Here is a 20,231-nt window from a genome sequence, read left to right as displayed (position 1 = left end):
TTAGCAGGTTAGGATATATTTGCTTTAATACTATATAACGAGGCAAAAATTCTATTAAAAACATCATTATCAATTTTTTATACTTTAAAATTCTAAATGAACGTTAAAAATTTTATTCTTATTGCTACGGTAATTTCATTTTTAGGTTGCTCCAAAACAGAAACCGACGAATATTTACTAGAACTTGATAAAAAAACGCTGGCGGAAAACATAAACTACGACAAAATTGTGTTTTACAAATTTGCCAAAATTGCGATAAGATCTAGTGCTGTACAAGACACTAGTTCGGCTAGTTATCAAACCTTCGCAAAAAATTCTACACATCTTTTCAATAGCTTAAACAATATAAATATCGACAGTGGCAAAAGTATATCTGCCGTTGATGCTTTATTAATTTATCAGGATTACCGAAAGGTAAAAAAGTTTGTAAAAGAAACCGACGAAGATATTTTCCCAACGGTAATTGAAGGATTTAACAAAGTTTACGGGGATAAAAACTCCTTGCAGACTTTGCTGGGTGGCGAAGCAAAAATTTACCACCAAAATGTTGAACATGCTATTTTAAGCGTTGCAACTTTGGCAGCCAAAAGTCTAGGACCTGAATTTGCACTGTACGAATGCTCTAAAACCCAACCAGAGACTTTAAAAGACAGCGAGGAAAAAACTTTGCTGGAGTTTATTAGAGGATTTTTGTTTTTAAATAATAACCTTTTGTACCTATCCGAAGATGGATTTTCAAGAAATATTAAATGGCTAGAGCAGAATAAACAGATTCCGCTGCCATTTACAAAAGCTTTCTTTGGGTGGAGATCTTTAAGCAATGACCAAGCAAATACAGCTTTTCATGCGATGAATTGCCTTTTTAGGGGAATAGATCGCCTGAAAATGAAACGTGAAATTGATGAAGAAAGAGCACTTGATGATTTTGAACTATTTGTAAACGATGCCGACGAATTAGGTTTGGAAAGCGAATTGGTTTGGAGCGTAGAAAGTTATTTATACCTAAAAAGAGAAAAACCAGCGCAGGCTATCGCATCTTTAAATAAGCTGAAAGCTAGCAAAATGTTAGGCAATGATGAACGTGAAGCTATACAAGAATCTGTAAACTATTTAAAAGACAGAAAAAATGGCGATAAATTGAACACCGTTTACGACAAAACTTTAATGGCAAAAATTGCTACTCGTTATGTATTTGCTACATTAAAAAAAATAGACTGGGAAAAAGTTTTACAGCAACAAGGCGTACCACATACAAGGGAAGTTTTTGCAACTTTAAGAAAATACGAGGAGATTGCCGACAAGGTTAGCAGTTATACTAATGAGGATGCGATAGACAAGGGCAAAAAAACCGTTAAAGAACAAGGTGGCAACCTACTTAACAAAGCGAAAGACTTTTTGAAATAGCACAAAAGCATTTAATTACAGCACCGGCATTGCTTTTTAAACCTTATTGAAGTGGAAATCTTTTTACTAAGTCCCCGTTAGGGAATTTAGGAGTAAAAAATTGAAACGTAAAGAAGGACTGACTTAAAAATAGGAGTTGAATTTGCTTTTCTAATGCTAATATCCGGAAAACATTACAAGGTTCCAACATTTCAAGATTGCAACATTTCAATCCTATTATGTAACTTTGTAGCATGATAGAACTTCCTGTAGTTGCAGCGGTTACAGAAAAAGCTCGTAAACCAGATTGGTTAAGGGTTAAATTGCCTGTGGGCAAAGAGTATGCTCAGGTGCGTAGCCTTGTTGATACGCATAAATTACATACAATTTGCGAGAGTGGAAATTGTCCGAACATGGGCGAATGTTGGGGCGCTGGAACGGCTACGTTTATGATTTTAGGTAATATTTGTACTCGCTCTTGCTCTTTTTGCGCAGTTGCAACTGGTCGTCCGTTGGCGGTTGACACAGATGAACCTAATCGTATTGCCAATTCTGTAAAACTGATGAACGTTAAACATTGCGTAATTACATCTGTTGACCGAGATGATTTAAAAGATGGCGGTTCTATAATTTGGGCAGAAACTTTACAAGCTATTAGAAGAGAAAGCCCGGAGACTACTTTAGAAACTTTAATTCCCGATTTTAAAGGACAATGGGATAATTTATACCGTGTTTTAGAAGAAAGACCGGAAGTAATGAGCCATAATGTTGAAACAGTTAGACGCTTAACAAGACAAGTTCGTATACAAGCTAAATACGACAGAAGTTTAGAAGCGCTTAAAAGAATTTCGGAATTTGGCTTGAGAACAAAAACCGGCATTATGCTAGGTTTGGGAGAAACTGAAGACGATGTTTTAGAATCTATGGATGATTTAGTGGCAAATGGCGTTCATATTCTAACCTTAGGGCAATACTTGCAACCAACAAAAAGCCATCACCCTGTTGTAGATTGGATACACCCAGATCAGTTTGCAAAATACAAAGAAATTGGCTTGTCGAAAGGCTTACGTTATGTAGAAAGTGGGCCATTGGTACGTTCTTCTTATCACGCAGAAAAGCATTTATTTGATTTTTAAACAATTGCAGTTGTAACAAACAAAAATTTAATTTGTATGTTTAGTCTCTATATTAGTACCCATTGGCAACATCAAAAAAAATATCGCTCTCTGAAGAAGAACTGGTTAGCGCCTTAAAAAGGCAAGATACCATTGCTATTAAAGCACTGTACGACATGTATTCTGGTGCTTTGCTAGGAGTTATCTCACGTATTATACAGCAAACCGAAGTTGCCGAAGATCTCTTACAAGAAACTTTTGTTAAAATCTGGAATTCATCTGCAAATTACGATGCCTCAAAAGGCCGGTTATTTACGTGGATGATGAACGTTGCACGTAACCTTTCTATAGATAAGTTACGCTCTAAGGATTTTAAGAATGCAAATAAAAACCAAGACATAGAAAATAACGTAGATTTTATTGACCAGCAAAAAAAGGTTAGTTTTAACGCAGATACACTTGGCGTTAAAGAGTTAGTTACAAAACTAAAACCAGATTTGAAGGAAGTATTAGACATGGTTTATTTTAAGGGCTATACACATGTGGAGGCGGCAGAACAATTGAATATACCGTTGGGAACTGTAAAAACACGTGTTAGAATGGCCATTATAGAGTTAAGGAAAAATTTTAATTGAGGCGGAAAGTGGAAGAAGTAAAAGCATATATAGAATCTGGCATACTTGAACTTTATGTTCTAGGGCAATTATCTGCTCGAGAATGCAATGAAGTTGAGGATATGGCAAATAGGCATCCGGAGGTTAGGGCAGAAATTACTGCAATTGAACTTGCTATGGAGGCTTATGCACTAGACAATGCAGTAGAACCTTCTGTAGATTTATCTGATAAAATATTTTCTAAAATAGAGACAGCTAATGCCTCTGCTCCTGCTGAACCTAAAATTATACCTATGTATGAGGGTAGTAATGACAGTAAGGTTAAGCGTTTAAAATATGCTTTAGTTGCCTGTAGTATATTGTTAGCTATTAGTTTAGGCGCATTATTTTCGGCGCATAACGAATTAAATGTAGCCAAAGATCAAATACTTGCATTAAACACAGATAAGGATCAATTCGCGAAGACCGTTAGCAAGTTAGAATTCGACAAAGCGGGAATGGAAAATAGAATTGCCATGACCGAAACAAGCGAATGGACTACTGTTAAACTTGCAGGGGTTAATAAAACTCCAGCTGCCAAAATGGCTGTATATTGGAATAAGGCTAATAAAAACGTGGTTATCAACTATGCCGCAATGGATCTGCCTAAGGCAGATACCGGCCACGAATATCAGTTATGGGCACTTGTAGATGGAAAACCGATTAGCTTAGGCGTTTTTAACGAAAACTCTGCAGAAGCTGTTAAACAAATGGAAACTATTCAGAAAGCACAAGCATTTGCGGTAACCATTGAGCCAACTGGCGGTAGTGTAAACCCAACCATGGAAAAAATGGTAGTTATGGGTGCTGTTTCTATCTAATTTTCATCTCCAACGTAACCGTGTAATTTATTTTTATTTCAGAAGCGCAATTTTGGTACTGCTATTAAAGCTGGTCCTGCTATCCGCTATATCCCCAATGAAAAATTGGGGGATGCCGCTCCTATCAGGGCTATTTAAAAAAAGCCGTTCAATAAATATATTTTCCTCCTCACAAACTTCAGTAATTACTTGTAAAGCTGTCGGCAAAGACATTAACGCTATATCTATCTAATGTTACCGTCTTCGCTAAAATATTATTTATCTTTCAATAACCTTTTGATGGTTTTAGGAATCTGGAGTGCCAATTTTGATGCAGTTACGGTAAACCTGTTTTTTGAAAGCTCATCGCCAGCTTTTCCGTGCAAATAGACGGCTACTGTAGCGACATCTATAGGCGAATATTTTTGAGCCAATAAAGAAACCATAATTCCAGTTAATACATCGCCCATACCGCCACTGGCCATTGCAGGGCTTCCCGTCGAATTTATAAAGACATCACCGCCAGGTGTGCAGATAAACGTGAACTGATTTTTTAAAACAATAATTATTTTCAGTCGCTTAGCTTCTTTACGTGCCGTTTCTAGTCGGTGCCACCAACTTTTATGTTCGCCAAACAACCTGTCGAATTCTTTTAAATGAGGTGTGAGTATTGTAGAAGCCGGAAGTCTTTCTAATAGATCTTTCCTTTTGCTCAAAATTGTCAGTCCATCCGCATCAATTACCATAGGCTTTTGCAAGGAAATAATCTCATCTAACAAATTTTCATTTACAGTTGTTACACCTAAACCTGGTCCGAAAGCAATTGCAGTAAACTTCTCAAAATCTATAGAACGCAGTGTGTCTTTTCTCGGTAACACCATCGCCTCCGGCAATATCGTATTTATAGCTATCAATCCACTTTGTGGCAAACAGACAGTTGATAAGCCGGCGCCGCTGTAGACGCTAGCCGTTGTAGCTAGAATTGCTGCACCCATAGTGGTATCATTGCCCGCAACTAATACAGCATGACCGTAAGTTCCTTTATGACTAAAGTTTCTTCTGGGCTTAATTAAATTTCTAACATCACTTGCCTCTATCAGTTTAAACTGGCTATCCTGTTTCGCTACAAAATCCTGGTCTAATCCTATATCAACAACTTTAAACTTATTTTGCGCATTTGCAGATTCTGGGAAGAAAAAATTAATCTTAGGAAGTTGGAAAGTGATTGTTAAATCAGCTTTTATACCGTCGTAGTTTAATGCTATTTCTCCTTCGCTAAATAGACCGGTGGGTATATCTACAGCGACAATTTTCGCATCTAAACTATTAATGTGTTTAATTACCGAAGCGAGTTGTGGTGTTAATGGTCTGTTGAGTCCAGAACCTAATATAGCGTCTATAACAATATCGGTTTTAATGGCATTAAGTTCTTGCGATGATGAAATTTTAGTTACCGGAAGATTTGTTTTGCGCAATCTGGCAAAGTTTGCTGTAAACTCATCACTTTCTTTCTTGCCGAAATTTAGCAGGTATATTGAGATTTCCTTATAACCTTTTTCTGATAAAAGTCTAGCTATTGCTAAACCATCTGCACCATTGTTACCTTGTCCGCAGAAAATACTAATGCTTTTATTTTTCTCTAAAACTTCTTTCTTAAATGCTTTTACAAATGCCTTAGCTGCGTCTTCCATTAAATCTATTGCAGAAATATTACGCCTTTGAATGGTATAGGCATCAGCATTTCTTATTTGTTGTGCGGTAAGTAAATTTTGCATGTTTTTAAGTTAAGCAATTCAAATCTAGTAAAGCAGTAATACGTGTTTTTGTTTTATGCGTAACAATTTAATGCCAGGCTTATCTCAATATTAATTAACAGATCACTAACCAAATTTAAAAAGATGAATTTAAAACCATCAAACGCATTCATAGCAGCCGCATGGATTGCATTAGGAGTTGGCATGATTGGCTATATTATTGGGCTTTGGCGCTCGGATATGGAGCTTAATGAAAAAGGTTATTATTTTACCGTATTGATGTTTGGACTCTTTGCCGTAATATCTTTACAAAAAGCAGTTAGAGATAAATTAGAAAAAATACCAGTTACCGAAATTTATTACGGTATTAGCTGGTTTAGCACACTATTAACCATTACCCTACTTATTATTGGTTTATGGAATGCAGATCTGCTGCCCAGTGAAAAAGGATTTTATGCCTTTGCTTTTTTACTCGCTATTTTTGGTGCCATTACCGTGCAAAAAAATACGCGAGACAGCAAGCTTTCTGGCAACCTTCAGAATTTAGACTAGATTAAACATTGTTAAATTAGTAAGCCATTTCGTTGTCGGAATGGCTTTTTTAGTTAAAAGTTAACAAGTTTAGCACTAGCGGTATTCAATAAACGGGATTGCAGCGAAAATCCTTTTTGTTTTTAATTGACATAAAAATTGCCAATTGCGTTGCTAACAAAAAGATTGCAGCAAAAAGCCCGACTGACAATAATCGGGCTTTTGTATTTGCTTTTCTTACCTATTTCAAGTTTTAAAATGTTTTCAGAAGGCTTTGCTTTGCTTCCACCGACCCTACAAAATTATCCTTCCATTTCTTTTTTCAGAAACTTTCCGGTTAAGCTTATTGGATTTTGAATTAAACCTTCTGGTGTGCCTTCGAAAATAATTCTTCCGCCACCGGCTCCACCTTCTTCGCCCAAATCTATTACCCAATCGGCCACTTTTACAACATCTAAGTTGTGCTCGATAACAAGAACGGTGTTTCCTTTTTCAACCAATTCATTTAATACACCAAGCAGAACATTAATATCTTCAAAGTGCAAACCGGTTGTAGGTTCATCTAAAATATAAAATGTTTTACCTGTATCTTTTTTAGAAAGTTCGGTAGCTAATTTAACGCGTTGCGCCTCGCCGCCAGATAAAGTTGTTGAGGATTGCCCCAAACGAATGTAACCTAGGCCAACATCATTTAAGGTTTTAATTTTACGATAGATTGCTGGCATGTGCTCGAAAAAAGTACAAGCATCTTCTATGCTCATATCCAAAACATCGCTAATCGACTTCCCTTTATAACGCACCTCTAAAGTTTCTCGGTTATATCTTCGGCCTCCGCATTCTTCGCATGGAACCGATACATCTGGCAGGAAATTCATTTCTATTACCTTCATTCCGGCACCTTGGCAAGTTTCGCAACGACCACCTTTTACGTTAAAAGAAAAACGACCAGGTTTGTAGCCGCGAATTTTTGCTTCTGGCAACTGTACGTATAAATTCCTTATATCAGAAAAAACACCGGTATAGGTTGATGGATTTGACCTCGGCGTGCGCCCGATAGGCGCCTGATCGATTTCAATCACTTTATCAATTTCTTTTAAGCCATTTATTTTCTGGTAAGGAAGTGGGTGCTTTTTTGCTCTAAAAAAGTGATGATTTAGAATAGGATATAAAGTTTCGGTGATTAAGCTGGATTTACCACTTCCAGAAACACCAGTAACTGCGATAAATTTACCCAAAGGAAAATCTACTGAAACTTCTTTTAGATTATGGCCAGTTGCTTTGATGATAGACAACTTATGCCCATTTCCTTTTCTGCGTTTTTTCGGAACTTCGATGCCTTTTACACCGTTTAAATAAGATGCTGTTAGCGTTCCAGACTTTAAAATCTGCGCTGGTGTGCCTTGTGCTACAATTTGGCCGCCGTGAACACCCGCAGCCGGACCAACATCAATAACATGATCAGCCTCTAAAATCATATCCTTATCGTGCTCAACTACCAAAACAGTGTTGCCTAAATCGCGAAGATTTTTCAATGCACCAATCAAGCGCTCGTTATCACGCTGGTGCAAACCGATGCTTGGTTCATCTAGAATGTACATCACATTCATCAGTTGCGAACCAATTTGCGTAGCCAAACGAATACGTTGCGCCTCGCCACCAGATAGCGTTCTGGCTGTTCTATCTAAAGATAAATAAGTTAAACCTACATCAGTTAAGAAACCAATACGAGCTCTAATTTCTTTTAAAATCTCCTTGGCAATGGTGTTCTGCCTGTCGTTTAAACGGTCCTCAACATCTAAGAACCAATTTTTAAGCGATTGGATATCCATTTCAGACAGCTCGAAAATATTTTTGCCATCGAGCTTAAAATGTAAACTTTCTTTCTTTAAACGAGCACCGTGGCACTCCGGACAGGTTTTTAGCTTACGGAAAGTATCCATATCATCCGCATTTGCGGTATCGCTACGTTTTTCTTGCTGCTCTTCTAACAGTTTAATAATACCATCAAAGGTAATTTGGTAGTTCTGTACGTTCCATTTATTATACTCAACCGCCACACTCAATAACTCAGGTGTTCCGTTTAAAATAATATTAATATTATCCTCGCCGAGTTTTTCTAAAGGAGTAGATAAAGAGAAGTTATATTTTTTGCCGAGCGCTTTTAAAACCTGAAACATCCAAACATCTCGGTATTCGCCTAATGGAGCCAAACCACCGTTAATAATGCTCAATTTCATATTCGGCATTACAGATTCTTTATCCACTACAAAAATATAACCCAAACCATCGCAACGCTCGCAAGCACCGTAAGGCGAGTTGAAAGAAAAACTATTTGGCTGTGGCTCATCATAAGAAATACCAGTGCTTGGGCACATTAAAAATTTACTAAAGTGCGCTACATTATTGTCCTTGTCGCTAATTTTAATAATACCTTTACCCAAACGCATGGCAGTTTGAATACTGTCTAATAAACGTTTGTGGTCTTTTTGATCAATTATCAAACGATCAACTACAATTTCGATATCGTGAATTTTGTAACGGTCGACCTGCATTTTGGCCGTAATATCTTTAATTTCCCCATCCACCCTAACTTTTACGAAACCTTGTTTACGAATTTGCTCGAAAAGTTCTCGGTAATGCCCTTTTCTACCTTTAACAACAGGAGCCAGAATATTTACTGGCATGGTTTCAAACTTGCTGTAAATGTTTTTAAGAATTTGATCTTCGCTCATGCGTTCCATTTTCTCTCCAGTATTGTAAGAGAAAGCATCTGCAACACGAGCATAAAGCAAACGCATAAAATCGTATATCTCGGTAATGGTACCTACGGTAGAACGCGGGTTTTTACTCGTAGTTTTTTGTTCAATAGCAATTACCGGACTAAGCCCAGAAACCTTATCTACATCTGGCCTTTCCATACCACCCATAAACTGGCGAGAATAGGCGCTAAATGTTTCCATGTATCGACGTTGCCCTTCTGCATAAATGGTATCGAAAGCCAAGGAAGATTTTCCGCTCCCACTTAAACCGGTAATTACAACCAGTTGATTTCTAGGAAAACTAACATCAATATTTTTAAGATTATGTACCCTGGCACCGTACACTTCTACATCTTTTTGCTCGCCTAGGTCAATGTTCTTCTCGCTCATAAATTTTTATGCTTTTTGTGTTAAAAAACAGCCTGCAAAAATAACGATTTTTAAGCAGAAAAACTAAAATTTTTAGTTAATTGAAAAGCAGTTCTGCTTCGATTATTTATAATCAAAAGAAATGTTTTGATTTCTGCAATGGCGGGATTATTTTAATATCCCACCTCCAGTAAAATTTGTGCCTTACTTAGGTTAAAAAGCAGGTAAATTGTTGTATGAGATGATTAAACCTTTTGTGTTTTTTAAAATCTTAACATAGGTCAAGAGTACCGCATTAAAAATTTAAATACCTTTACAAAAAATTAAAATTATCAAGATGAAATTTAAAATCTCTTCAATGTTATTGTTAGCTGTTGTGGCTAGCTTTTCTTTCCTTGCATTTGCTCCAAAAGACGATGTTTACACGGTAGACGTTACTAAATCTGCAGTTACTTGGGAAGGTAAAAAATTCTCTGGCTCGCACAACGGAACAGTTAACTTAACTTCTGGAACATTAGCATTTAACGGCAAAAAATTAACTCAAGGTGGCTTTGTTGTAAACATGACAACCATTAAAGATGCCGATAAAAGTGCTGGTTTAGAAAAACACTTAAAAAACGATGATTTTTTTGGCGTTGAAAAGTTCCCTGCTGCTAATTTTGTAATTAAAAAAGTTGCAACTAAGGGAAATGCACTTGACATTACTGGTGATATTACAATTAAAGGTGTTACCCAATCTATCACTTTCCCAGCTACTGTAGTTTGGAATGCAGACAAAACTGTAACTGCTACTGCCGATAAAATTACGATTGACAGAACTAAATTTGGTGTTCAGTACAAATCGAAATCTGTGTTCTCTAACATTGGTGATAACTTTATTTACGACGATTTTACTATTAGTGTAAAGCTTGTTGCTAAAAAATAATTTTATTTCTTTTAAAGAAAATCGATGCCTGTGAGGTTTAATAGCCTTACAGGCATTTTTTATATGAAAAGCTTTGGAAATTAAATTTAATTATACATAACTTTAACAATTAAGAAAACCCTTTCTTAAATTACGTAAGCACTTAAATGTTAGATAATAAGATTAATTTATTGGTTATTGATGACGATGATATCAACATTTTCATCATCAAAAAGATCGTAGAAAAAACTGGTTATGATATAGATATGGTTGCCAAAAGCAATGGCCAGCTAGCTATTGATTATGTAAACGATACTTTAGCCAACAATGTTGACAAATTTCCAAATCTTATTTTGATAGATATAAATATGCCGGTAATGAACGGCTGGGAATTTGTTGAAGCTTACAGTACCATAAGCGGAACGCCAGAGGCAGATCTATATATCTTATCATCGTCTGTTTACGAAAATGATATTGAAAAAACCAAGAGCTATCCAAATGTTAACGGCTTTATTTCAAAGCCACTTTCTATCGAAAGATTAACAGAGCTTTTGAAAGCAATAACCGTTTAGTTTTCTAAACTATTTTAAACCTATCGTCTTCTCTTTCTATAAATGCTTGCGATTTGGATTTTGAGTGATAAAAAAGGCATTTCCAATTTTCGTCAACCGCTCGTTTGCCAAATTCCTCACGCAACTCCATCGCTTTGCGACCATCAAAATCGTATTTAGCGATAAATTTTCTAATTAGCTCTTCAGGTTCTGGTAAAACATCTCCACCAAAAAATACTTTATCGTCTCCGTCTGTAATTAAAAAAACTTGATGGTTTGGGCAATGTGCACCCGTAAATTCGTAAGAAATCTCTTCCGTTAATTTACCCGAGCCTTCGATAAATTTTAATTGGGCATTTCGTTGTAAATAATCAAATATGTCAGTGTGGTAAGAAGATGACGTACTTGAAAATGCTTCCTCCCATTCTCCTCTTTGTATAACATAAGTTGCATTTGGAAAACTAAGTTTCATTTCTCCATTAACATCATGCACCATACCGCCAGAATGGTCGAAATGCAGGTGAGACATCAATACCATTTCAACATCTTCAGGGTTGAAACCTGCTTTCCTAATATTTTCATGTAGAAACAGATTTCCATCTTCATCACTATAGCCCAAACCAGTATCCAACAAAATTAATCGGCCATTAAGTTCTACCAAAAATGGCTGCACATTTATAAAAAGAGATGCCGGTCTGTCTTTCGCCTGGTGTATAGCCGGATCAAACGGAACAAATTTTTTGCTGGCATCTACAGAATAAGAACCTTCGTGAAGTGTGTGTACTTTCAAAGACATGATTATTTTTTAGAAAGGAATTTAATGATATATTTACGATGCAAATATAGGCAACGTAGCCGAACAAAACGTCATACGAATATCTGTAAAGCTATTTTAGGCGTTAATAACGAAACAAAAACCAAATGGAAAAACGATGGGCACAAGTAGATGCAGAAGATGAAACAACGATTACCGAGCTTGCCCAAGCGCTAAATATTGACGAATGCTTAGCTAAAATACTGGTGCAAAGAGGCGTTACAAACTTCGAAGATGCACGCTACTTTTTTAGGCCGAATTTAAACCAATTACACGATCCTTTTTTAATGAAGGATATGGAATTGGCTATTAATAGAATTACAAAAGCACTAAAAGGAAATGAAAGAATTTTAGTTTACGGAGATTACGATGTAGATGGAACAACTTCAGTAGCTTTAACTTATAGTTTTTTTAGTCAATTTACGGCAGAAATAGCATACTATATTCCCGATAGACATAAGGAAGGTTACGGAATTTCAACTGCCGGAATTGATTTCGCAAAGGAAAACGGCTTTACTTTGATTATTGCTTTAGATTGTGGAATTCGTTCGATTGATAAAATTGCTTATGCTAACAGTCTAGGCGTAGATTTTATCATCTGCGATCACCATTTGCCTGGCGATGAATTACCTAAAGCTGTTGCGGTTCTAGACCCAAAAAGAGTTGACTGCGAATACCCGTTTAAAGAATTGTCGGGATGTGGAATTGGCTTTAAACTAGCACAAGCCTATTGCGTTGCAAACAACTTACCAGACGAAATGTACGAATGCTATGTTGATTTGTGCATGGTGAGCATTGCAGCCGATATTGTTCCTATTGTAGACGAAAACCGGGTTTTAGCACATTTTGGTTTGGCTAAACTAAATGAAAACCCTTGTACAGGCTTAAAAGCATTAATGCAAATCTCTGGTAAAACGGAGACCTATTCTATAACAGATGTAGTATTTTTGCTTGCGCCACGCATAAACGCCGCTGGCAGAATGGGCGATGCAAAAGACGCCGTAAAAATGCTTTTAAGCGACGAGGTAATTTTGGCAGATGAGCAAAGTGCTTTTATCAACAGCCAAAATACCGACAGAAAAACTTTTGACCAAAACATCACACAAGAAGCGTTAGCTATTATTCAGCAAAGCGACATTTTGGTAAATAGAAAAACCACTGTAGTTTATCAGTCTGATTGGAACAAGGGCGTAATTGGTATTGTGGCATCCCGTTTAACGGAAACTTATTATCGCCCAACCATCGTGCTAACAGAATCTAATGGAAATTATACGGGTTCTGCAAGATCTGTAGCTGGCTATGATTTATACGAAGCGTTACTTTCTTGTAGCCATTTGTTAGAGCAGTTTGGCGGACATAAATATGCAGCAGGCCTAACCATAAAACCAGAAAATTTAACGCTTTTTGCAGATAAGTTTGAAGACGTGGTCTCTTCTACTATCAGTCCAAATTTATTAGTTCCAGTAATTAACATAGATTGCGAAATAGAATTGAGCCAGATTGATGCGAAATTCTATAGAATATTAACGCAAATGGCGCCTTTCGGGCCACAAAATATGGCTCCAATTTTCGTGAGCAAAGGCGTTACTTTAGTTGGTTTTCCGCAAATTGTTGGCACAAATCACTTAAAAGTAAGTGTAAAACAACAAAATTCAGCTATTTTTGAAAGCATCGCTTTTGGACTTGGGGAGTATGAAAGTTTATTAAAATCAAACATTCCTTTCGATATTTGTTATACTATCGAAGAAAACGTTTGGAAAGAGAAAAAGCGCTTGCAACTAAATATTAAAGGAATAAAGATTTGAGTTGAAAGTTATACGTTGTGAGCTGATGTTTCACAAAGCTAACCAACAAAAAAAACTAACCAACAAAAACTATAAAACTACATGATTTTAAAAGCCGAACATCTGGTTAAAAAATATAAGCAAAGAACCGTAGTAAACGATGTATCTTTTGAAGTAAGTCAGGGTGAAATTGTAGGACTACTTGGACCAAACGGTGCCGGTAAAACTACCTCTTTTTACATGATTGTGGGACTAATAAAGCCAAATGAAGGGACTATTTTATTAGAAGGCGAAGACATTACCAAAGATCCGATGTACCGTAGAGCCCAAAAAGGAATTGGTTATTTGGCCCAAGAAGCAAGTGTTTTTAGAAAACTTACCGTTGAAGAAAACATTATGGCCATTTTAGAAATGACCAAGCTTAACAAGCATGAACGTGCCGATAAATTGGAAGAACTAATTAATGAATTTAGTTTGCACAAGGTGAGAAAAAATCGTGGTGATTTACTTTCTGGAGGCGAACGCAGAAGAACTGAAATTGCAAGAGCGCTAGCTGCAAATCCCAACTTTATTTTATTAGATGAACCATTTGCAGGAGTAGATCCGATTGCGGTTGAAGAAATACAAACCATTGTTGCTAAGCTTAAGAAAAAGAACATAGGTATATTAATTACCGACCACAATGTACAAGAAACCCTTTCTATTACAGATAGAGCTTATTTGCTCTTTGAAGGAAAAATATTAGAATCTGGTACGCCAGAAGTATTGGCAGCAAACGAAATGGTAAGAAAGGTTTATTTGGGCTCAAATTTTGTGCTACGCAGAAAAAACTTATAATTTTTGTAGATGGCAATTGTAAACTCAATTTTTACTTGGTACATGAAAAAGCGAATCCACCAGATTGAGCTTTTTATGAAATACCCACTAGATGTGCAAGAAGAATGGTTAAACACGCTTGTTTCTAGTGCAGAAAACACCGAATGGGGAAGGGAGTACGATTACAAATCCATTCTTACCGCTAGCCAGTTTAAAGAACGTGTTCCCATTCAAAATTACGATACATTAAAGCCTTACATAGAGCGCATGCTTAAAGGCGAACAAAATATTTTGTGGCCATCAGAAATTAAATGGTTTGCAAAATCATCGGGCACTACAAGCGATAGAAGCAAATTTATTCCAGTTTCTGAAGAAGCCTTAGAAGAATGCCATTTTAAAGGCGGCAAGGACATGATTTCCATCTATTGCAACAACAGACCTAATACGCAAATGTTTACCGGAAAAGGTTTGGTTTTAGGTGGTAGTCATCAGATAAATCAGCTGTGCGAAGATATACAATATGGCGATTTATCAGCTGTGCTTATAAAAAACCTGCCGATGTGGGCAGAATATTACCGCACGCCCAATATGTCTATCGCTTTGATGGATAACTACGAACAAAAGATGGATAAAATGGCCGAAGCCACCATCAAAGAAAACGTAACCAGCCTTTCAGGCGTACCAACTTGGACCATCGTTTTAGCCAAAAAAGTACTTGAGATGACAGGCAAGAAAAACCTGCTGGAAGTTTGGCCAAATTTGGAGCTTTACTTTCATGGTGCCGTTAATTTTACCCCTTATCGCCAACAGTTTAAAGAGCTCATTCCTTCAAGCGACATGTATTATCTTGAAACTTACAACGCTTCTGAAGGTTTCTTCGGCATTCAGGATCAAGTTAATTCTGAGGAGTTACTGTTAATGCTGGATTATGGTATTTTTTACGAGTTTTTGCCTTTAGAAAACCTGGACGATGAAAACCCAAAAACATTAAATTTAGACCAAGTAGAACTGCATAAAAACTACGCAATCATTATTTCTACTAATGCCGGTTTATGGCGATATCTAATTGGCGATACGGTACAGTTTACCTCTTTATATCCTTTTAGGATAAAAATAACTGGCAGAACCAAACATTTTATAAATGCATTTGGTGAAGAGGTTATAATTGATAATGCAGAAAATGCACTAACAAAAGCTTGCAACGTAACCAATGCAAAGGTTAAAGATTACACCGCCTGCCCTATTTATTTTAAAGGCGAAGAAGCTGGCGGCCACGAATGGATTATTGAATTTGAAACCCAACCGACTAATTTTGAACAGTTTGTTGATGTGATGGATGAAACCTTACGCGAGGTAAATTCTGATTACGATGCAAAGCGTTTTAAAGATATGGCCTTGCGCCGACCAAAAGTGCACAATGCGCCGGCAAATACATTTTACAATTGGCTTAAGCAACGTGGCAAATTGGGTGGCCAACATAAAGTGCCCCGATTAGCTAACGATAGGCAGTATGTAGATGATATTTTGAAAATGCTGTAATTAATATTTTAGAGGATGAGCAAGATCAAGCTAAAATATGATGCGACTTTAAGCGTTTCGGTTCTTTTATTAATCTTGATTATGACGATGCCGACATTTTCACAGGCCAAAGCGAGCCACGAGGTCAATGTTGTTGTTAAGATTTTAGAAAGTTCTTATCGGTTTAAAAAATTAACGGAAGGGCTAGAAGAACGCATTAAAAAAAATGGTGGCAAAACTTATGGAATAATGTTTACCGGTAGTCCTAACCCAAAAAAAGACTCCGCTAATGCAATCTCTAAAAATTACGAGATAAATCTTCACGAAAGCTACGACGATAGAATGGTCGTAATTGCTCGCTTCCTATTCGATCCTGCAAAACAACAGTTGTTTGAAGTCGACTCAGAAGATGGATTAGATGCAATATCGTTCGACAGAAAACTGCTTCCATTATTTAATAATAAATGAAAAAAAGGCTTAATTATTTTAGGCTAATTTGGCTAGTGTTCTTAGCCTATTTTTTTGTTTTGATGCTTCAGATTACACTGAAATATATTCCTGCGGATTCCGATATCGCCTTTTTGCAGATTAAACAGACCGAAGTAACCAACATAAAACCCTACTTACCCATATTTTACATCCATGTTTATAGTGCAATTTTTGTTTTGCTTGCAGGTTTTACTCAATTTAACCCATGGATACTAAGAAAATACAAGACTTTTCATAAACGTGCTGGTTATCTTTATGCTTATGTAGTTTTGCTATTAGCTGCGCCATCTGGAATTTTTATTGGTTTTTATGCTAACGGTGGTTTTATAGCTAAAACCTCATTTATTCTTTTAGGCCTATTATGGTTTTGGTTTACACTAAAGGCGATAGTTGTGATTAGAAAAGGCAACATCCTTATGCACAAACAAATGATGTGGCGAAGTTACGCCTTAGCTTTCTCTGCAGTTACACTACGGCTTTGGAAAGTTATTTTAGTATATTTATTCCACCCGCCACCTATGGATGTTTACCAAATTATTGCTTGGTTAGGCTGGATACCAAACCTTCTGCTTATTGAGTGGTTAATTAGAAACAAGAAACTTTAACATGAAAAAATTATTTTATGCAATTGCGTTGCTCGCAACTTTATCGGCTTGTAATAACGAAAATAAAAAAACAGGTGCTAATGTTGATACTAACTCGGCTGTTGTAAACGAGAGCACCGTACATAAAGATTTATACGGTATGTGGGTTGGCGATTTCGAACCTGTGGAAGTAAAAGAAGGCGCACCAAACGTACAAACAAACAAGATTACCTTAATTATAAAGAGTATAACCGAAGAAAATGATGTACTTGGACAAAGTATTGTCGCGGGCAACAACCGCCCGTTAAAAGGTAAATTAACTTCGTTAAACGACAATTTAAACTTTGTACTCGACGAGCCAGGTGACGATAAATATGATGGCAGATTCGAATTTGAGCTTGATGACGACACCTTGGTGGGACATTGGAAGTCTTATAAAAACACACTATATGTAACAAAAAGATCGTTCAGATTAGTTAAAAAATCTTTTGTTTATAATGCGAATCTTATGCTTTCTTCAAATGGCGATTATACTGATTATTACGACAAACAAACGAGGGCAGTTATAGATACCATTGATGGTAAGGCTACAGAAATTTTTATAGAAGATTTTTATAGAACGGCAAGCAATGCGGTTTATGAAATAAATGCATCTACAGACAATTTAACGGAAGCAGAATTGAAAAAATTAAGCAAGCTTGATCTTCAGATTTTAAGGAATACCATTTTTGCTAGGCATGGTTATACTTTTAAAAAGAAAAACTATCGCCAGTTTTTTAACCCTGTAGAATGGTATGTTCCAGTTTCCAGCAATATAGATGGCCAGCTTACTTCGCTTGAAAAAAAGAATATCGCTTTGCTACAAAAATTTGAGAAATATGCCGAGGACAACTATGACACTTTCGGGAGGTAATTAGGTACGTTTATTGATAGAGTGAATTTAAATATACCACCTATGAACCTCGACAAATTGAAAAAAAGCTTTAAAGCTTTTACAAAAACTGCTAGCAACCTTGTTAAGGACAAGGAGAAAACGATGAAAACAGTGCACGATAGTATTGCGAAGGCTACCGCCAATAAAGGTGCTTTAACGCAAATCTGGGAACAAATGCAATTGCTGTTTTCAGTTGCTAAAGATTATGCCAACGGCAGTTATACCACCATTCCCAAAGGTTCTATTGTAGCTATTGTTGCCGGTTTACTGTATTTCATTTCACCGCTTGATTTAATTCCAGATTTTATCGCTGTTTTTGGTTTTATAGACGACGCCTTTATTTTGAGCTTGGTTTACAAACAAGTGGCTAAGGATTTAGAAAAGTATCAGGCCTGGAAAGATAAACAGAACATCATTCATATTTAAAACGAAGAAAAACAGCTATTTGCATTTTAAAAAACTTTAGTTAAATTTAGGTAGCAACCAAAAAGCTTCCTATGAAAAATGTTCAACAAATAATTAACGCTAAAGCCGAAGGAGTTTTCAGCGTTACATCTAACGCTACTGTATTAGATGCTTTAAAAGTAATGACTGAAAAAAACATCAGCTCGCTACTAATTATAGAGAAAGAGGTTTTACTAGGCATTTTTACCGAAAGAGATTACGCGAGGAAAATCATCCTCCAAGGAAAATCATCTAAAGAAACTTTAGTAAGCGAGGCGATGACACCAGATCCTATTACTGTAAATTTAACTGATAGTATAGATCATTGCATGCAACTAATGACCGAGAAACACATCAGACACCTACCTGTTGTAAACATGGATAAGGTTGCGGGGATGGTTTCAATAGGTGACGTGGTTAAGTTTATCATCGCAGACCAGAAGCAGACCATTTCGCAGTTAGAAAGCTATATCAACAGCTAGTACTTAAATCCTATACGCAAACAAAAAAGGTGCTGAATTATTTTCAGCACCTTTTCTGTTATAAATGGATAAAATTAATCTTTCCATCTCCACTCTCCAGCTATTTTAAGCGGCTCTTTCAATCGTTGCGAAATTAAAAACGCTTCAAGTTTTTCTTCAGTTTGTTTACCTACCGGAATTTTAGGGGTATTTGCCAAAGCGTAAGCTAATATTGCACCATTTCTAATCGTATTCTTCATTCCTTGTTCGTCAACCAATTTAAAGGTATCACCATCAGAATGGTAGAAAGGACCAGAGTTGTTAGGTAATTTACCACCTGCACCACCGCCTGTGGGCACGCCTTCTAATAAAAATGGTTGATGATCGCTATGTAAACTTGCCCCCGCCAAAAACAAATTCTTAAAATTCGTATCTAATTTAGCAACATCAGCGCCCCAAGCTGTAAATAAGGGCTCCATCTCTTCTCTCGAAGTAGAAAATCCCTTAGGATCATTTGTCATATCATAATTAAGCATGAAGCTAACTTGGTCTATAGTTTTGTTCTTCTTCGCGTCTGCAACATATGCTTTAGAACCCAGAAGGCCCTGCTCTTCGCCCATAAATAATACAAATTCTACTGTTCGTTTTGTACTAAGACCTAACTTCTTAAAAGTTCTCGCCATATCTATCACCGAGAATGAACCTATTCCGTTATCTATTGCGCCTGTTGCTAAATCCCAACTATCCAAGTGCCCACCTACAACAATCTTTTCTTTCGGAAATTGAGTTCCTTTAAAAGTTGCAATTACATTTCTTGCTTTAATTAAACCTGAAAAGTTGGTCATTTCTATTGAAGCGAATTGTTGCGTTGCCTTTAACTTTTCTTTTAACTGCATACCGCTTTCTAAACCGATACAAACTGCTGGTATAGGAATTAGTTTACCGGTAACAGATGCCGTACCAGTTAATAAAACCCCATTTTTAACGGTGTTGATAATGATAACACCCACCGCACCATACTTAATTGCTATAGCAGTTTTCTCAGAGCGATGTAAAGAAGCAGTGCCTTTTGCCGAACCTGGTAAAATACCCAGATAAATTAAGGCAATTTTCCCCTTTACTTTTTCAGCAAGAGGTTGATAGTCCGCTTCCAAACCATTACCAACATCTATAATTTCGGCGTTTACTTTGGCATTAACAGGAGAATGAGCCAGGGTAACTGCCCTAACATTTTCTAGAGCATTATTATTCGGTCCAACCTTCACTGCAATCGTTTTACGGTTCCAGCTTTCTACCTCAAAAGGTTGATATTTAACATCGCAACCATAAGATTTAAGCAAGTAAAAGGCAAATTCCTCGGCCTTTGCCCCATTGGCAGAACCGGTTAACCTGTGCCCAATAGTTTCTGACGCATTTTTTAAATTTGCATAAGCCTTAGCATTGGCCTGTACTTCGGTATTTATTTTGGTAAAAACTGGCGCAAAATTATCCTGAGCATTTGCTGAAAAACCAACAAATACACATACACCTAAAAAGAAATTCTTCATCATTATTTATTTTCCTTGAAA

At 36.6% G+C, this 20,231-nt stretch carries 19 protein-coding genes; 15 read left to right on the top strand and 4 right to left on the bottom strand.

Features of this window, described 5'->3' with window-relative positions; genetic code table 11:
* The first annotated feature begins 96 nt into the window (after positions 1 to 96).
* The 4 genes from DUT69_RS04690 to DUT69_RS04670 all read left to right on the top strand — a co-directional run bounded on the left by DUT69_RS04690 (position 97) and on the right by DUT69_RS04670 (position 3,972).
* Positions 97 to 1,404, top strand: coding sequence for a short-chain dehydrogenase (locus DUT69_RS04690; protein WP_113651950.1), 1,308 nt, complete (start codon positions 97 to 99; stop codon positions 1,402 to 1,404).
* A gap of 233 nt (positions 1,405 to 1,637) precedes the next feature.
* A complete protein-coding gene (gene lipA, locus DUT69_RS04680; RefSeq protein ID WP_113651948.1) occupies positions 1,638 to 2,519 on the top strand; it encodes a lipoyl synthase in 882 nt (293 codons plus the stop codon).
* Positions 2,520 to 2,581: 62 nt separating this feature from the next.
* Complete coding sequence (locus DUT69_RS04675; RefSeq protein WP_113651947.1) at positions 2,582 to 3,133, top strand: RNA polymerase sigma factor; 552 nt, start codon at positions 2,582 to 2,584, stop codon at positions 3,131 to 3,133.
* Positions 3,134 to 3,141: 8 nt separating this feature from the next.
* Entirely contained in the window at positions 3,142 to 3,972 is an 831-nt protein-coding gene (locus DUT69_RS04670) for an anti-sigma factor (protein ID WP_113652515.1), read from the top strand.
* A 254-nt stretch (positions 3,973 to 4,226) separates the two neighbouring features.
* Here DUT69_RS04670 and DUT69_RS04660 read toward each other — a convergent pair whose 3' ends face one another.
* Positions 4,227 to 5,726, bottom strand: a complete 1,500-nt coding sequence (locus DUT69_RS04660) for an NAD(P)H-hydrate dehydratase (protein ID WP_113651945.1) — start codon at positions 5,724 to 5,726, stop codon at positions 4,227 to 4,229.
* A gap of 123 nt (positions 5,727 to 5,849) precedes the next feature.
* On the opposite strand from DUT69_RS04660, the gene yiaA reads away from it, so the two are divergent.
* Entirely contained in the window at positions 5,850 to 6,257 is a 408-nt protein-coding gene (gene yiaA / locus DUT69_RS04655; RefSeq protein ID WP_113651944.1) for an inner membrane protein YiaA, read from the top strand.
* A gap of 281 nt (positions 6,258 to 6,538) precedes the next feature.
* Here the strand turns inward: yiaA and uvrA are convergent, their stop codons facing one another.
* Complete coding sequence (gene uvrA, locus DUT69_RS04650; protein WP_113651943.1) at positions 6,539 to 9,385, bottom strand: excinuclease ABC subunit UvrA; 2,847 nt, start codon at positions 9,383 to 9,385, stop codon at positions 6,539 to 6,541.
* Positions 9,386 to 9,701: 316 nt separating this feature from the next.
* On the opposite strand from uvrA, the gene DUT69_RS04645 reads away from it, so the two are divergent.
* Both DUT69_RS04645 and DUT69_RS04640 read left to right on the top strand, forming a co-directional pair.
* A complete protein-coding gene (locus tag DUT69_RS04645; protein WP_113651942.1) occupies positions 9,702 to 10,289 on the top strand; it encodes a YceI family protein in 588 nt (195 codons plus the stop codon).
* A gap of 146 nt (positions 10,290 to 10,435) precedes the next feature.
* Entirely contained in the window at positions 10,436 to 10,840 is a 405-nt protein-coding gene (locus DUT69_RS04640) for a response regulator (RefSeq protein WP_113651941.1), read from the top strand.
* Between the two features lie 4 nt (positions 10,841 to 10,844).
* Here the strand turns inward: DUT69_RS04640 and DUT69_RS04635 are convergent, their stop codons facing one another.
* Complete coding sequence (locus DUT69_RS04635) at positions 10,845 to 11,609, bottom strand: MBL fold metallo-hydrolase (protein ID WP_205314227.1); 765 nt, start codon at positions 11,607 to 11,609, stop codon at positions 10,845 to 10,847.
* A 131-nt stretch (positions 11,610 to 11,740) separates the two neighbouring features.
* Between DUT69_RS04635 and recJ the strand changes: the two genes are divergently transcribed.
* The 8 genes from recJ to DUT69_RS04595 all read left to right on the top strand — a co-directional run bounded on the left by recJ (position 11,741) and on the right by DUT69_RS04595 (position 18,684).
* A complete protein-coding gene (gene recJ / locus DUT69_RS04630) occupies positions 11,741 to 13,438 on the top strand; it encodes a single-stranded-DNA-specific exonuclease RecJ (RefSeq protein ID WP_113651939.1) in 1,698 nt (565 codons plus the stop codon).
* Between the two features lie 81 nt (positions 13,439 to 13,519).
* Complete coding sequence (gene lptB, locus DUT69_RS04625) at positions 13,520 to 14,254, top strand: LPS export ABC transporter ATP-binding protein (RefSeq protein WP_113651938.1); 735 nt, start codon at positions 13,520 to 13,522, stop codon at positions 14,252 to 14,254.
* A 9-nt stretch (positions 14,255 to 14,263) separates the two neighbouring features.
* Entirely contained in the window at positions 14,264 to 15,772 is a 1,509-nt protein-coding gene (locus DUT69_RS04620; RefSeq protein ID WP_113651937.1) for a GH3 auxin-responsive promoter family protein, read from the top strand.
* A 15-nt stretch (positions 15,773 to 15,787) separates the two neighbouring features.
* Entirely contained in the window at positions 15,788 to 16,219 is a 432-nt protein-coding gene (locus DUT69_RS04615) for a hypothetical protein (RefSeq protein ID WP_113651936.1), read from the top strand.
* Positions 16,216 to 16,845: a DUF2306 domain-containing protein gene (locus DUT69_RS04610; RefSeq protein WP_240186661.1), complete on the top strand. Its 630-nt coding sequence runs from the start codon at positions 16,216 to 16,218 to the stop codon at positions 16,843 to 16,845. The genes DUT69_RS04615 and DUT69_RS04610 overlap by 4 nt, the downstream gene beginning before the upstream one ends.
* A gap of 1 nt (position 16,846) precedes the next feature.
* Positions 16,847 to 17,737 (top strand): YARHG domain-containing protein, encoded by an 891-nt coding sequence (locus DUT69_RS04605; protein ID WP_113651935.1) that lies wholly within the window; start codon positions 16,847 to 16,849, stop codon positions 17,735 to 17,737.
* A gap of 42 nt (positions 17,738 to 17,779) precedes the next feature.
* The gene (locus tag DUT69_RS04600) at positions 17,780 to 18,184 is read left to right on the top strand and encodes a YkvA family protein (RefSeq protein ID WP_113651934.1); all 405 of its coding nucleotides are present in this window, start codon (positions 17,780 to 17,782) and stop codon (positions 18,182 to 18,184) included.
* Between the two features lie 71 nt (positions 18,185 to 18,255).
* The gene (locus tag DUT69_RS04595) at positions 18,256 to 18,684 is read left to right on the top strand and encodes a CBS domain-containing protein (RefSeq protein ID WP_113651933.1); all 429 of its coding nucleotides are present in this window, start codon (positions 18,256 to 18,258) and stop codon (positions 18,682 to 18,684) included.
* A gap of 74 nt (positions 18,685 to 18,758) precedes the next feature.
* On the opposite strand, the gene DUT69_RS04590 is transcribed toward DUT69_RS04595, so the two are convergent.
* Entirely contained in the window at positions 18,759 to 20,213 is a 1,455-nt protein-coding gene (locus DUT69_RS04590) for a M28 family peptidase (RefSeq protein WP_240186660.1), read from the bottom strand.
* Between the last annotated feature and the right edge of the window lie 18 nt (positions 20,214 to 20,231).

The sequence above is a fragment of the Pedobacter namyangjuensis genome (genome assembly GCF_003313325.1).
In the GTDB taxonomy this organism is placed as follows: Bacteria; Bacteroidota; Bacteroidia; order Sphingobacteriales; family Sphingobacteriaceae; genus Pedobacter; species Pedobacter namyangjuensis.
Note: the sequence above shows the minus strand (reverse complement) of the source record. Positions and strands in the feature narration are given on the sequence as shown.

Coding starts and splice junctions, on each gene's coding strand:
- DUT69_RS04645 (WP_113651942.1), top strand. CDS start 9,702: ATGAAATTTAAAATCTCTTCAATGTTATTGTTAGCTGTTGTGGCTAGC.
- DUT69_RS04690 (WP_113651950.1), top strand. CDS start 97: ATGAACGTTAAAAATTTTATTCTTATTGCTACGGTAATTTCATTTTTA.
- DUT69_RS04615 (WP_113651936.1), top strand. CDS start 15,788: ATGAGCAAGATCAAGCTAAAATATGATGCGACTTTAAGCGTTTCGGTT.
- DUT69_RS04595 (WP_113651933.1), top strand. CDS start 18,256: ATGAAAAATGTTCAACAAATAATTAACGCTAAAGCCGAAGGAGTTTTC.
- DUT69_RS04660 (WP_113651945.1), bottom strand. CDS start 5,726: ATGCAAAATTTACTTACCGCACAACAAATAAGAAATGCTGATGCCTAT.
- yiaA (WP_113651944.1), top strand. CDS start 5,850: ATGAATTTAAAACCATCAAACGCATTCATAGCAGCCGCATGGATTGCA.
- DUT69_RS04590 (WP_240186660.1), bottom strand. CDS start 20,213: ATGATGAAGAATTTCTTTTTAGGTGTATGTGTATTTGTTGGTTTTTCA.
- uvrA (WP_113651943.1), bottom strand. CDS start 9,385: ATGAGCGAGAAGAACATTGACCTAGGCGAGCAAAAAGATGTAGAAGTG.
- lipA (WP_113651948.1), top strand. CDS start 1,638: ATGATAGAACTTCCTGTAGTTGCAGCGGTTACAGAAAAAGCTCGTAAA.
- DUT69_RS04640 (WP_113651941.1), top strand. CDS start 10,436: ATGTTAGATAATAAGATTAATTTATTGGTTATTGATGACGATGATATC.
- DUT69_RS04610 (WP_240186661.1), top strand. CDS start 16,216: ATGAAAAAAAGGCTTAATTATTTTAGGCTAATTTGGCTAGTGTTCTTA.
- DUT69_RS04620 (WP_113651937.1), top strand. CDS start 14,264: ATGGCAATTGTAAACTCAATTTTTACTTGGTACATGAAAAAGCGAATC.
- recJ (WP_113651939.1), top strand. CDS start 11,741: ATGGAAAAACGATGGGCACAAGTAGATGCAGAAGATGAAACAACGATT.
- lptB (WP_113651938.1), top strand. CDS start 13,520: ATGATTTTAAAAGCCGAACATCTGGTTAAAAAATATAAGCAAAGAACC.
- DUT69_RS04600 (WP_113651934.1), top strand. CDS start 17,780: ATGAACCTCGACAAATTGAAAAAAAGCTTTAAAGCTTTTACAAAAACT.
- DUT69_RS04605 (WP_113651935.1), top strand. CDS start 16,847: ATGAAAAAATTATTTTATGCAATTGCGTTGCTCGCAACTTTATCGGCT.